The organism is Stenotrophomonas sp. STEN013 (assembly GCF_056760355.1).
Genome location: NZ_JBRREO010000011.1, coordinates 42,998 through 55,185, shown reverse-complemented (window position 1 = coordinate 55,185; position 12,188 = coordinate 42,998). Strand labels below are relative to the sequence as shown.

The following is a 12,188-nucleotide window of genomic DNA, read 5'->3' as shown; positions in this document are numbered from 1 at the left end:
GGGCCGCCCCCCCCCTCCCGCGCCGCGCCCCTCTCCCGCCGGCGCCCGCCGCCGCCTGGGGGGGGGCGGGGGGGGGGGGGGGGGGGGGGGGGGGGCGGGGGGGCGGGCCCCCCCCCCCCCCGCGGCGGCCTGCCACGCGATGTACTGACGCCGGCGTTCCAGTGCCGGCGTTACCATGACCGCCTCGTTGAATGCAGGTGTGTGCCATGGCGTCGTATCAGACAGTGAATCCTTTCAGCGGGCGGGTCGTAGGCACGATCGCGCTCATGGGCGCGGCCGAGATCGAGCAGCGGCTTGCCGCCGCCGAGTCGGCGTTTCCGGCATGGTCGTCACTGGCGTTGGCGCAGCGGGGGCAGTTCCTGCACAAGATCGCTGCCGGCTTGCGCGCGCGACGCGATGAGCTCCAGCGCACGATGACCGCCGAGATGGGCAAGTTGCGTCGCGAGGCGCTGGCCGAGATCGAGAAAAGCGCCGCCGCCTGCGAGTATTACGCCGATCACGCCGGCGACTATCTCGCGCCGCAGCCGATTCCTACCGAAGCGCAGCGCAGCTACGTGGTCTATCAGCCCATCGGCTGTGTGATGGCGGTGATGCCGTGGAATTTTCCGGTCTGGCAGGTGATCCGCTTCCTTGCACCGGGCTTGATGGCCGGCAACGTGGCGCTGCTCAAGCACGCCAGCAATGTGCCCGGATGCGCCGATCTGTTGCGCGAGGTGGTGGCTGCCGCCGGTGTGCCGCAGGGCGTGTTCGACGTGCTGCATATCGACAATGAGCAGGCCGCCGCGGTGTTGCGCGACCGCCGTATCAAAGCGGTTACGTTGACGGGCAGTGAGCGGGCAGGGCGTTCGATCGCGGCCAACGCCGGTGAGCAGCTGAAAAAGTGCGTGATGGAGCTGGGCGGAAGTGACGCGTTCGTGGTGCTGGCGGATGCCGATATCGATACGGCGGTCGCGGCTGCGGTGAAGTCGCGCTTCGACAATGCAGGCCAGACCTGCATCGCGGCAAAACGCTTCATCGTGGTGGAGCCCATTGCCGACACCTTCGTGCAGCGCTTTGTCGAAGCCGCCAAGGCGCGCATCCACGGTGATCCGCAGGACGAGGCGACCACGTTGGCGCCGCTGGCGCGTGGGGACCTGCGCGACGAGTTGCACCGCCAGGTGCGTGAGAGCATCGACAAAGGGGCAACGCTGCTGCTGGGCGGTGAGCCGGTGGCCGGCAGCCATGCCGGCTATCAAGCTTCCATCCTCGACCATGTCGGTCCCGGCATGCCGGCCTACGAGCAGGAGCTGTTCGGGCCGGTGGCGGCGATCCTGCGGGTGAAGGACGACGCAGAGGCGGTGCGTGTGGCAAACGATACGACGTTCGGTCTGGGCGGCAGCGTGTGGACTGCCGATGTCGCACGGGGCGAAACGCTTGCGCTGCAGCTGCAGTGCGGCGCTGCGTTCGTGAACTCGGTGGTCAAAAGCGATGCGCGTCTGCCATTTGGCGGGACCAAGCGTTCCGGCTTCGGTCGCGAACTGGCCGGGCATGGCATCCACGAGTTCATGAATATCAAGACCGTCTATGTGGCTTGAGCGGGAGTCGGTATCCCCAATTGGTGCGCGTCGGCGGTGGAAGCCGCGCCGCGGCGGTTACAGCCAGCGTGCCCGTTTGAACAGGCGGTACAGCACGACGCAGGTGACCGCCACACTGGTGATCAACAGCGGATAAGCGAAGCGTCCCTCCAGCTCCGGCATGAACTTGAAGTTCATGCCGTACCAGCTGGTGATCAGGGTGGGCGCGGCCAGCAGCGCGGCCCAGGCGCCGAGGCGCTTGACCGTCTCGCCCTGGGTCAGCGTCACCAGTGACAGGTTCACGCTCAACGCGGTGCCCAGCATTTCGCGCAGGGTATCGATGGCATCGTTGACCCGCGCGGCATGGTCCTGCACATCGCGCAGGTATAGGCGGACTTCTTCGTTGATCAGCTGCGCCTGGTTGCGTTGCAGCTGCGCCAGCGCATCCTGCAGCGGGGCGACGGCCAGGCGCATCTTGTTGAGCTCGCGCCGCAGTTCGTACAGGCGGATCACCGTGCGGCGTTTGTAGCTCTCGGCGAAGATGTCTTTTTCCAGCAGATCCAGCGTTTCGCTGAAGCTGTCGGTGATCGGTAGGTAGTTGTCGACCACCGCATCGAGTACCGAGTACAGGCAGAACGAGGGACCCATCGCCAGCTGCTCGGCCTCGCGCTCCAGTCGCGCCCGCACCGGCGCATAGGACAGCGAAGCGCCATGGCGCACCGTCACCAGATAGCGCGGGCCCAGGAAGGCATGGGTTTCGCCGTAACGGATACGCTCGTCAACCACCTGCGCGGTATGCACCACCACGAACAGCGAGTTGCCATAGGTCTCGATCTTGGGCCGCTGGTGCGCCTTGCGGGTGTCTTCGACGGCCAGGTCATGCAGATCGAACTCCTCCTGGACCTTGTCCAGCACCGCGTCGTCGGGCTCATACAGGCCGACCCAGACAAAACCCTTGGCATCGTCGGCCAGTACGTCGCTGATGCTGTCCAGGTCCAGTGCGCGCAGCGTGCCGTCCTCGCCGTACCAGGTGCAGTTGATCACGCACGCCGGGTTCACTGGCGGCGAAACGGATGCGGGCAGGGTCGGTTCCATGTGGCCTATTCTGCCTTGGAAACGGTCGCTGCCGGGTTGCCGAGCAGGGTCGCCAGAGTCAGGTGGATCGGCAGCAGCAGCACGATCCACTGCACATTGAACTGCGGCTGCAGCGACAGCCAGTGCAGCGGCAGCGCGACCAGTGCGATCACGGCCAGCAGCCCCACTGCGATACGGAAACCGCGGCTGGGGCGACGGCCACGCAGCAGGCTGACCGCGCCGGGAATCAGCAGCAGGGCCATTGGATTGAGCAGCAACAGATTGCGATTGGCCCAGGCGGCTTGATGCTCGCTGAAGCCCCACAGATAGGTCAGCAGCGCACCGGCGATACCGCAGAACAGCCAGAACGGCAGTGCGAACGCGGCCATCGCCCGGGATTTGCGACGTGCCGCAAACAGGGACGCGGACACTGCCAGCCCCACCAGCAGCCATGGCCACCAGTGACGGCGCTGCTCCTGGGGTTCGGCGGCCAGGCGCTGCGGCAACAGCTGCTGCTCGGCCTGCACCAAGGGGCGCCCCTCACTATTGCGGGCTTCGCGCAGGCTGTCGGCCAGGCGCATCGGCACGAAGGCTTCCTGCCAGCGCGACAGTGGCCGGTCGGCGAACGGCCCCAGTCCCAGGTCGAATCCCAGCCACATCCACAGTGAGGGCGAGGCAAGGCGAACCGATTCGCTGCGATAGGTATTGCCGCGCGAGCGCCCGGCCAGCTGCGATTGCAGGCCTCCGCCCATGGCCTGATCCAGGCTGTCACGCACCATCGTGGCGCAGTTGGCGGTGAAGTAGTCGTAGCGGTAGCGTGCATTTTCCGGTTTGGCACGCTCGGCCAGGGCGTCGGCCAGATTCCGCGCCTGCTGCGGCGGAAGATCCAGCCACTGCAGGCTGGCCCCGCGGCCGGCGTCGCGGTACTGGGCCAGGTCTTCTTCCAGGGGCAGCGCCACCAGGTAATACATCATCCGGCCGCGCACGAAATTGCCGATGAAATCCGGTTCGGACGGATCGAAGAAGCCGAAGTTGTAGGACGTGGCCTGGCCGCTGGCCGGGTCGAGCACCACCAGCGCATCGTGGCCGAAGCGCTCGAAGAAGACCTCGCCCGGTAGCATGGTCACCACGCCGATGCGTGGCGTGGTGGCGTCAGTGGATGGGACCGCGGCCGGCTGGGCGCTGCCGGTCGTGCAGACCAGCAGCAGGCACAGCAGCATGAACGCGGACAACAGCCGCGGCAGATGCCGGCGGATCAATCGTCGTCCCGGGTTTCGGGGGGCAGCACCGTGACGTGGAATGCCTGCACGCGACGGGCATCGGCACGGGCCACGCGGAACACGAAACGGTCCAGGGTCAGCTCGTCCCCGGTCTCCGGCAGGTGGCCGATGGCCTCGGTGACCAGACCGCCAATGGTGTCGTAGTCATCGTCGGGGAAATCGGCGCCGAAACGCTCGTTGAAATCCTCGATGGCGGTCAGTGCGTCCACCACATAGCGGCCGTCGGCCTGGATGGCGATCTGCGCGGTGTGGTCCTCGGTCTCGTCATGCTCGTCGTCGATCTGGCCGACGATCTGCTCCAGCACGTCCTCGATGGTGACCAGCCCGGCGACACCGCCGTATTCGTCCACCACGATCGCCATGTGGTTGCGCGAGAGCCGGAACTCCTTGAGCAGCACATTGAGCTTTTTCGATTCGGGGATCAGCACCGCCGGACGCAGCAACTCGCGCACGCTGGCGTGGGTGTTGTCGGCGACCACGCCGCGCAGCAGGTCCTTGGCCAGCAGGATGCCGAGAATGTCATCCTTGTTCTCGCCGTGGACCGGGAAGCGCGAGTGGCCCGATTCCACCACCTGCTTCATCAGTTCCAGGAACGGCGAGTCGACCGGCAGCGACACCATGTGCGAGCGCGAGATCATCACGTCGCCGACAGTCAGTTCGGCCACCGAGATGGCGCCTTCCATCATGCGCAGGGTGTCCGCGGCGATCAGCCCGTCCTGTTGTGCCGTGTGCAGCACGGCAAGCAGTTCGTCGCGGGTGTGGGGTTCGCCGGAGAAGGCCGCAGTCAGGCGCTCAAGCCAGCTGCGCTTCTTCTCGCCTTGCTCCGGGGAGGTACTACTGTCGTCTTCAGACATCTCTTCAATTGACTGCACCCGCTAAACCGGGCGTTGGGCGCAAGTCTAACAGGATGTCCGCTCCGGTCCGCTCATGCCGGTGACGGTGCCGCCGGGGCCTCCGGCGCTTCATCCTCGGCGGGGATGTCCAGGCTGTAGGTGCAGCCGGCCAGGGTCTTGCCGGGGTGGGATTTGACGTTGGACACGCTCAGGATCACCGATTCGATCAGGGCTTCGCCACTCTTGGCATCGATCACGTCGCGGCTGACCAGTTCGCGGCCGAACATGGCTTTGTCCGGGGTATCCACTGCCGATTCCAGGTCCAGTTCGCGGGCCAGTTCACGGGGATCGGGCAGGTCGAGGATCGCCACGATGGTGGCGCCGGCCATGGCGATATGGTCGGCACGGCGGCCGAACACGGTGATCGGGGTGTTGAGCCGGTATTCGGCCATGAACAGGTTGCCCTGCGGCAGCGGCCGCCAGCCCAGCGCCACGGCCTTGAGCGGGTCGTTGGCGATCGGCGCCAGCGCGGTGAAATCACTCACGCTCTGGCGACATTCGATCAACGCCGGCAGGTCGATGGCGGTGGCGGCGGCGCTGTTGCCGCTGACCAGGCACAGCAGAATGCACAGGGAAAGACGCTTCATCGGAATTCAGCGTTCGCCGGCGTAGGGATCGGTGATGCCGAGGTCGGCCAGGATTTCGCGCTCCAGCTGCTCCATCGCCTCGGCTTCCTTGTCGTCCTCGTGGTCCCAGCCCAGCAGGTGCAGCACGCCGTGCACGGTCAGGTGGGCGTAGTGGGCATTGAGGGCCTTGCCCTGTTCGGCGGCCTCGCGGGCCACCACCGGCGCGCAGATCACCAGGTCGCCCAGCAGCGGGAACTTCACGCCCTTGGGCAGGCCCTCGGGCAGCTCGGCCGGGAAGCTGAGCACATTGGTGGCGTAATCCTTGCCACGGTAGTGGTGGTTCAGCGACTGGCCTTCCTTGGTATCGACCAAACGGATGGCCAGGTCGGCTTCGCGGATACGCCCCTTCAACGCGGCAGCGGCCCATTTGCGGAAGCTCACCGCCGCCGGCAGGCCGGCACGGGGCAGGGCGTAGCTGACGGCTACATCAAGGCGGGTGGGGCCCCTGGTCATAGGTCTGCTCCGGGTTTGACCTGCTGCAGGTCGCGGCGGTCATAGGCGTTGACGATGCGCGCCACCAGCGGGTGACGCACCACGTCGCGCGATTCGAAGAACGTGAAGCTCACGCCTTCCACGCCACGCAACACCTCGATGGCGTCGCGCAGGCCGGATTTGACGTGTTTGGGCAGGTCGTTCTGTGTCAGGTCGCCGGTGACCACCGCGGTGGAGCCGAAGCCCAGCCGGGTCAGGAACATCTTCATCTGTTCGATGGTGGTGTTCTGCGCCTCGTCCAGGATCACGAACGCGTCGTTGAGGGTGCGTCCGCGCATGTAGGCCAGCGGCGCGATCTCGATGACGTTCTTCTCCAGCAGCTTGGCCACTTTCTCCACGCCCAGCATCTCGTACAGCGCGTCGTACAGCGGACGCAGGTACGGGTCGACCTTCTGCGACAGGTCGCCGGGCAGGAAGCCCAGTTTTTCGCCGGCCTCCACCGCCGGACGCACCAGGATCAGGCGCTGCACGCGCGCTTCGTTCAGTGCATCCACCGCCATCGCCACGGCCAGGAAGGTCTTGCCGGTACCGGCCGGGCCGATGCCGAAGTTGATGTCGTGGGTGGCGATCTGGTGCAGGTATTTGGACTGGTTGGCGCCGCGGCCACGCACGGTGCCGCGCTTGACCTTGATCGCCACTTCCTGCGCCTCGTAGGCCTGCCCGGCGACGTGCTCGACGTTGGCCCGGTTCAGTCGCAGGTGGATGGCGTGGCTGTCGAACACCGTCTCGGCGGCCTCGGCATATAGCGCCTTGATCAGTTTTTCGGCCTCGGCCGGGGTTTTGCCCGGGCCGCTGATGCGGAAGATCGGGCCGCGGTTGGCGATTTCCACGCCGAGTTTGAGCTCGATCTGGCGCAGATGTTCGTCGAATGGGCCGGCGAGGTTGGCCAGCCGTTCGTTGTCTGCCGGTTCCAGGGTGAAATCGCGTTGGGAATGGGTCGTCATTTCAGAAAAACGCTCGCGCCGGGGCGGCGCGGAGGAAAGAGGGACAAGGAAGGGTAGCGCGCGCGGCAGGGGACCACCAGCAACCCGGACCCAGGAGCGTGGGCCGGCTGCGGCTCACACGCGGTCGTGGAGCGGGATACCGTTTGTCGGCGCCGTTGACCTGCGTGCCGGAGGCGTATGGGGCTGGCCGTCGCGTGCCTGCTGGAGCGACCGGTGCCGGGGCAGGTCCCGCCTGCCGCGAGAGCCGCCGGGTTCTCCACAGGCGCTGTGCAGTGCTGTTGCAGCAACCTGTGGACAAGGCCTGCCAGCCATTGCGGCACAAGGCTTTACGCGGGGTGGTGAAAATTCCGCCAGTCCAGCTGGCGTCATCCACAGCGATTGTGGGCGGTTGTCGGAGAAAGGTGTGGATAAGCCTGCAAGACGCCACGCTGGCAAGGGTTTCCGGGTGCTGGTCAAATAATCGCCAATGGCTGCTGATGCGGATTTAACGCCGGCGTGGCCAAGGTGAGGGTGTTGTCCGCTGCCGCCTGCTGCACGCCACTGCGAGGGTTCTGCCGATGCCAGCGTTTTTGCCTGCACCGCGATTGCCGCTGCTGCCGGTGGTACTGGCATTGCTGCTGGCGGCCTGTGGCAAGACGCCACCGCAGGTGCTGGGCACGCTGGAATGGGACCGGATCGTGGTGCCGGCGCCGGCGGCCGAGACCATCGTCGGCATTGAAGTCACGGAGGGGCAGCGGGTCGAGGCCGGTGCGGCGCTGCTGCAGCTGGAAACCACCCGTGCCGCGGCGCAGCTGGCCGCCCTGCAGGCGCAATCCCTGCGCGCGCAGGCCGCCTGGGCCGAGTTGCGCAATGGCCCCCAGCAGGAGGAAATCGCCCAGGCGCGGGCAAACCTGGAGGCGGCGCGGGCACGCGCGGCCGACGCATCGGCCTATCTGGCGCGCTTGCAGCCGTTGGGACGGCAGCAGCTGGTGGCCGCCGCAGAGGTTGACCGTGCGCGTGCGGCAGCCGGCAATGCCCGCGGCGCGGTGGAGGCCGCCGAGCAGGCACTGCTGGCCCTGGCCGGTGGCACCCGTCCGGAGCAAGTCGCCCAGGGCAGGGCGCAGCTGCAGGCCGCGCAGGCGCACCTGGCCGAGCAGGCGGTCACGCTCGAGAAGCTGGCACTGGTCGCGCCGCGTGCCGGGGTGGTCGATGCCCTGCCGTATCGCCAGGGGGACGTCGCGCCGGTAGGGGCACCGCTGGTGGTGCTGCTGGTGGGCGCACGCCCCTACGCGCGGATCTATCTGCCGGCGCCGTTGCGGACCTCGGTGGTGGTCGGACAGCGCGCGCAGGTCGAGCTGCAGGGACGGGCGGGGCGCTTGGCCGGGCGGGTGCGGGCGATCCGCAGTGAGCCGGTATTCACTCCTTATTACGCGCTCAGTGGTGATGACGCCGGACGCTTGAGTTATCTGGCCGAAGTGGAGCTGACGGCCGACAACGATGCCGGGGAGCTGGCGCGGTTACCGGCCGGCGTGCCGGTGCAGGTGACCTTCTGAGCGGCCCGGCGGAGCACGCTGCAGGGGCTGCCAGGGACGCGGGTCCGGCGATCCGGGCGCGCGGGCTGACCCGGCGTTTTGGGCAGCTTGTTGCGGTCGACCAGGTCGACCTGTGCGTGCCGCGGGCCAGTGTGTACGGGTTCCTGGGCCCGAACGGTTCGGGCAAGTCGACCACCATCCGCATGCTGTGCGGCCTGCTCACGCCCAGCGCGGGCGAGATCGAGGTGCTGGGGCTCACGATTCCGGCACAGGCCGAGCAGCTGCGCCGGCGCATCGGCTACATGACCCAGCGCTTTTCGCTGTTCGAGGACCTGAGCGTGCGCGAGAACCTGGAATTCCTCGCCGCGGTGCAGGGCATTGCCCGCGCCGTGGCGGCGCGCCGGATTGCCGAGCTGATCGAGCAATACGATTTCCAGGACCGGCAGAAGCAGCTGGCAGGCAACCTCAGTGGCGGGCAGAAGCAGCGGTTGGCCCTGGCCGGCGCGGTGATCCAGCAGCCGGAGCTGCTGTTCCTGGACGAGCCGACCAGCGCGGTGGATCCGGAGTCGCGGCGCGACTTCTGGGAAAAACTGTTCGATCTAGCCGATGCCGGCACCACGCTGCTGGTATCCACGCATTACATGGACGAAGCCGAGCGCTGCCATCGTCTGGCGATCCTGGACCGCGCCCGGCTGGTGGCCGATGGCTCTCCGGCCGAACTGGCCGGCGCGCTGCATGGCTGCACGCTGGGGGTGTCGGTGGCGCAGCCGCGGCAGGCGCAGCGCGTGCTGTCGCAGCTGCCGGGAGTGCTCAGTGTGGCGCAGATCGGCAATCTGCTGCGGGTGCTGGTCCAGCCCGGCGATGACCTCCCGGCGCGCCTGCAGCGGCAGTTGCAGGCCGCAGGGCTGCGGGCACAGGTCACACCGGTGCCGCCCAATCTGGAGGATGTGTTCGTCTCGGCCACCCGCGGCCGTGGCGGTGCCGATGCCGAGAAGGGCGGGAGGGACGCATGAGCCTGCGCCGGCTCTGGGCCATCGTGCTGAAGGAGCTGCGCCAGCTGCGCCGCGATCGCATCACCCTGGCCATGATCGTCGGCATCCCGGTGATGCAGCTGGTGCTGTTCGGCTATGCGATCAATCTCAACCTGCGCCACCTGCAGGCCGGCGTCGCCGACCAGGCCGGTACCAGCGCCTCGCGGGCGCTGGTGATGGACATGGTCGCCACCGGGGTGATCGCCCCGGCGCTGTGGGTGCAGACGCCGGAGGAGCTGATGCACGCGCTGCGGCGCGGCCAGATCAGTGTCGGGGTGGTGATTCCTGCGGATTTCGAGCGTCGCCGCTTCGAGGGGCGCGAGGCGGTGCAGGTGCTGGTCGACGGCAGCGACACGGTGGTGCAGAGCACGGCGCTGCAGCTGGCGCAGGTGCCGCTGGAGACACGGCCGTTGCGCAATGATCGGCCGCTGCGCACCGGCGCGAACGGCGGCGGCAGCGGCCAGGTCAGCGTGGTTGCCTTCTACAACCCGCAGCGGCGTTCTGCGGTCAATATCGTGCCGGGTCTGATTGGCATCATCCTGACCATGACCATGGTGATGTTCACCGCGGTGGCGATCGTGCGCGAACGCGAGCGCGGCAACATGGAACTGCTGATCGCCACCCCGCTCAGTCGCAGCGAGCTGATGATCGGCAAGGTGCTGCCGTATGTGGCGATCGGCCTGGTCCAGACCTCGCTGGTCCTGCTGCTGGGAGTCTGGCTGTTCCAGGTGCCGGTCCGTGGCAGCGTGCTGGAGGTCTATCTGGCGACGATGCTGTTGATCGTGGCCAACCTGGCCCTGGGGCTGTTGATCTCGACCAAGGCACGCTCGCAGTTCCAGGCGATGCAGATGACGATGTTCGTGTTCCTGCCTTCGATCCTGCTGTCGGGTTTCATGTTTCCGTTCGCGGGGATGCCACGGCCGGTGCAATGGCTGGCCGAGCTGCTGCCATTGACCCACTTCCTGCGCCTGATCCGCGGCATCATGCTGCGCGGGGCGCGGCTGTGGGAGCTGTGGCCGGAAGTGCTGGCGCTGCTGGCTCTCATCGTGGTGATGATGGCGCTGGCGATACTGCGCTTCCGCAAGCGGCTGGATTGAACGCTGCAGTATCCACAGCGGTTGTGGACCGGGGCTTGGCAAAGATGTGGATAAGCCCCGGCCGTGCAGGCAGGCCAGGGCTTTTGCGCGGGTGGTCAAAAAATCGCCAAGGCCTGCCGCCCGGCCGGAACGGGTCCGGCCGGAGCGGAATCAGGCCGCGACGATGCGCCCGCGCAGCGAGTTGCTCAGCGCCTCGGTGATGACCACATCGACGAACTGGCCGACCAGGCGCGGGTGGCCGGGGAAGTTCACCGAACGCATGTTCTCGGTCTTGCCGGTCAGCTCGTTGGGGTCCTTGCGCGAGGGGCCTTCGACCAGCACCGACTGCACGCTGCCCACCATCGACCGCGAAATGCCGGCGGCATGGTCGTTGATGTGCGCCTGCAGGCGCGACAGGCGCGCATGCTTCTCGGCGTCGCTGATGGTGTCCTCCAGGTCGGCGGCCGGGGTGCCCGGGCGGCGCGAGTAGATGAAGGAGAAGCTCTGGTCGAAGCCGACGTCCTCGATCAGCTTCATGGTCTTTTCGAAATCGGCCTCGGTTTCGCCGGGGAAGCCGACGATGAAGTCCGAGGAAATCGAGATGTCCGGGCGAACCGCGCGCAGCTTGCGGATCTTGGCCTTGAATTCCAGCGCGGTGTAGCCGCGCTTCATCGCGCTGAGGATGCGGTCACTGCCGGCCTGCACCGGCAGGTGCAGATAGTTGGCCAGCTGCGGTACGTCGCGATAGGCGTCGATCAGCGAGTCGCTGAACTCCAGCGGATGCGAGGTGGTGAAACGGATGCGGCCGATGCCGTCGATTTCGGCCAGGGTGCGGATCAGCAGACCCAGGTCGGCGATCTCGCCGTCCCCATAGGGACCCCGGTAGGCGTTGACATTCTGGCCGAGCAGGTTGATCTCGCGCACCCCCTGCGCCGCCAGCTGCGCGCACTCCACCAGCACATCCTCGAACGGCCGGCTGACCTCGGTGCCGCGGGTGTAGGGCACCACGCAGAACGAGCAGTACTTGGAGCAGCCTTCCATGATCGACACGAACGCCGACGGGCCTTCGGCGCGGGGCTCGGGCAGGCGGTCGAACTTCTCGATCTCCGGGAAGCTGATGTCCACCTGCGGCTTGTTCTGCTCGCGGCGGGCGCGGATCAGCTCCGGCAGGCGGTGCAGGGTCTGCGGGCCGAAGACCAGGTCCACGTAGGGCGCGCGTTTGACGATGGCTTCGCCTTCCTGCGACGCCACGCAGCCGCCGACACCGATGATGACATCGCGGCCACCGGCCTTGAGCGCCTTCCAGCGGCCGAGCTGGCTGAACACCTTCTCCTGCGCCTTCTCGCGGATGGAGCAGGTGTTGACCAGCACCACATCGGCTTCTTCGGGGTTGTCGGTCAGCTCCAGGCCTTCGGATTCGGCCAGCACGTCGGCCATCTTGGCCGAGTCGTACTCGTTCATCTGGCAACCGTGGGTCTTGATATAGAGCTTGCCGCGCGCGCCGCCGGCAGGCTTCGGCTTGGCGCCGGGCAGGGGAATGAGTTCAGGAGTGGTCATTTCAACAGACGGCACGGCGGAGCCGGCCGGATTCGGCGAGGGAGAAGCGGGCGTCCCGGGCATGGTGCGTATTCCAGACGGGTGGGCGGGCAACGACCCGAAGGCCGCATTCGAAGCCGGCTATTGTATCGGGCCATGCCCGGGCGCAGGG

The 12,188-nt window shown here is 67.2% G+C and carries 11 protein-coding genes; 4 read left to right on the top strand and 7 right to left on the bottom strand.

Features of this window, described 5'->3' with window-relative positions; all coding sequences use genetic code 11:
- Nucleotides 1-206 precede the first annotated feature (206 nt).
- Entirely contained in the window at nucleotides 207-1,574 is a 1,368-nt protein-coding gene (locus tag ACVOMH_RS14970) for an NAD-dependent succinate-semialdehyde dehydrogenase (protein WP_481552466.1), read from the top strand.
- 57 nt (nucleotides 1,575-1,631) lie between these two features.
- Here the strand turns inward: ACVOMH_RS14970 and ACVOMH_RS14965 are convergent, their stop codons facing one another.
- From ACVOMH_RS14965 to ACVOMH_RS14940, 6 genes are all read right to left on the bottom strand, one after another.
- Nucleotides 1,632-2,648, bottom strand: a complete 1,017-nt coding sequence (locus ACVOMH_RS14965) for a magnesium and cobalt transport protein CorA (RefSeq protein ID WP_054657129.1) — start codon at nucleotides 2,646-2,648, stop codon at nucleotides 1,632-1,634.
- Between the two features lie 5 nt (nucleotides 2,649-2,653).
- Entirely contained in the window at nucleotides 2,654-3,847 is a 1,194-nt protein-coding gene (locus ACVOMH_RS14960; RefSeq protein WP_481552469.1) for a lipoprotein N-acyltransferase Lnb domain-containing protein, read from the bottom strand.
- 35 nt (nucleotides 3,848-3,882) lie between these two features.
- Nucleotides 3,883-4,761 carry an HlyC/CorC family transporter gene (locus tag ACVOMH_RS14955; RefSeq protein WP_054657131.1) on the bottom strand — a complete coding sequence of 293 codons (879 nt, stop codon included), beginning with the start codon at nucleotides 4,759-4,761 and terminating at the stop codon, nucleotides 3,883-3,885.
- Between the two features lie 71 nt (nucleotides 4,762-4,832).
- Entirely contained in the window at nucleotides 4,833-5,387 is a 555-nt protein-coding gene (locus tag ACVOMH_RS14950; RefSeq protein ID WP_481552465.1) for a hypothetical protein, read from the bottom strand.
- Nucleotides 5,388-5,393: 6 nt separating this feature from the next.
- Complete coding sequence (gene ybeY, locus ACVOMH_RS14945; RefSeq protein ID WP_481524346.1) at nucleotides 5,394-5,879, bottom strand: rRNA maturation RNase YbeY; 486 nt, start codon at nucleotides 5,877-5,879, stop codon at nucleotides 5,394-5,396.
- Nucleotides 5,876-6,862, bottom strand: a complete 987-nt coding sequence (locus tag ACVOMH_RS14940) for a PhoH family protein (protein WP_057506224.1) — start codon at nucleotides 6,860-6,862, stop codon at nucleotides 5,876-5,878. The genes ybeY and ACVOMH_RS14940 overlap by 4 nt, the downstream gene beginning before the upstream one ends.
- 557 nt (nucleotides 6,863-7,419) lie before the next feature.
- Between ACVOMH_RS14940 and ACVOMH_RS14935 the strand changes: the two genes are divergently transcribed.
- The 3 genes from ACVOMH_RS14935 to ACVOMH_RS14925 are packed head-to-tail and all read left to right on the top strand — an operon-like array spanning nucleotide 7,420 to nucleotide 10,501.
- Complete coding sequence (locus ACVOMH_RS14935; RefSeq protein ID WP_481552464.1) at nucleotides 7,420-8,394, top strand: HlyD family secretion protein; 975 nt, start codon at nucleotides 7,420-7,422, stop codon at nucleotides 8,392-8,394.
- A gap of 50 nt (nucleotides 8,395-8,444) precedes the next feature.
- Entirely contained in the window at nucleotides 8,445-9,386 is a 942-nt protein-coding gene (locus tag ACVOMH_RS14930) for an ABC transporter ATP-binding protein (protein WP_481552468.1), read from the top strand.
- Entirely contained in the window at nucleotides 9,383-10,501 is a 1,119-nt protein-coding gene (locus ACVOMH_RS14925; RefSeq protein ID WP_481552463.1) for an ABC transporter permease, read from the top strand. Before ACVOMH_RS14930 ends, ACVOMH_RS14925 begins: the two co-directional genes overlap by 4 nt.
- Before the next feature lie 150 nt (nucleotides 10,502-10,651).
- Here ACVOMH_RS14925 and miaB read toward each other — a convergent pair whose 3' ends face one another.
- A complete protein-coding gene (miaB, locus tag ACVOMH_RS14920) occupies nucleotides 10,652-12,100 on the bottom strand; it encodes a tRNA (N6-isopentenyl adenosine(37)-C2)-methylthiotransferase MiaB (RefSeq protein WP_481552462.1) in 1,449 nt (482 codons plus the stop codon).
- Nucleotides 12,101-12,188: the final 88 nt, after the last annotated feature.

What these genes read in the sequence shown, in the direction of transcription:
- ACVOMH_RS14940 (WP_057506224.1), bottom strand. Translation starts at nt 6,862, where the DNA reads ATGACGACCCATTCCCAACGCGATTTCACCCTGGAACCGGCAGACAAC.
- ACVOMH_RS14960 (WP_481552469.1), bottom strand. Translation starts at nt 3,847, where the DNA reads ATGCTGCTGTGCCTGCTGCTGGTCTGCACGACCGGCAGCGCCCAGCCG.
- ACVOMH_RS14925 (WP_481552463.1), top strand. Translation starts at nt 9,383, where the DNA reads ATGAGCCTGCGCCGGCTCTGGGCCATCGTGCTGAAGGAGCTGCGCCAG.
- ACVOMH_RS14950 (WP_481552465.1), bottom strand. Translation starts at nt 5,387, where the DNA reads ATGAAGCGTCTTTCCCTGTGCATTCTGCTGTGCCTGGTCAGCGGCAAC.
- ACVOMH_RS14970 (WP_481552466.1), top strand. Translation starts at nt 207, where the DNA reads ATGGCGTCGTATCAGACAGTGAATCCTTTCAGCGGGCGGGTCGTAGGC.
- miaB (WP_481552462.1), bottom strand. Translation starts at nt 12,100, where the DNA reads ATGCCCGGGACGCCCGCTTCTCCCTCGCCGAATCCGGCCGGCTCCGCC.
- ACVOMH_RS14935 (WP_481552464.1), top strand. Translation starts at nt 7,420, where the DNA reads ATGCCAGCGTTTTTGCCTGCACCGCGATTGCCGCTGCTGCCGGTGGTA.
- ACVOMH_RS14965 (WP_054657129.1), bottom strand. Translation starts at nt 2,648, where the DNA reads ATGGAACCGACCCTGCCCGCATCCGTTTCGCCGCCAGTGAACCCGGCG.
- ybeY (WP_481524346.1), bottom strand. Translation starts at nt 5,879, where the DNA reads ATGACCAGGGGCCCCACCCGCCTTGATGTAGCCGTCAGCTACGCCCTG.
- ACVOMH_RS14955 (WP_054657131.1), bottom strand. Translation starts at nt 4,761, where the DNA reads ATGTCTGAAGACGACAGTAGTACCTCCCCGGAGCAAGGCGAGAAGAAG.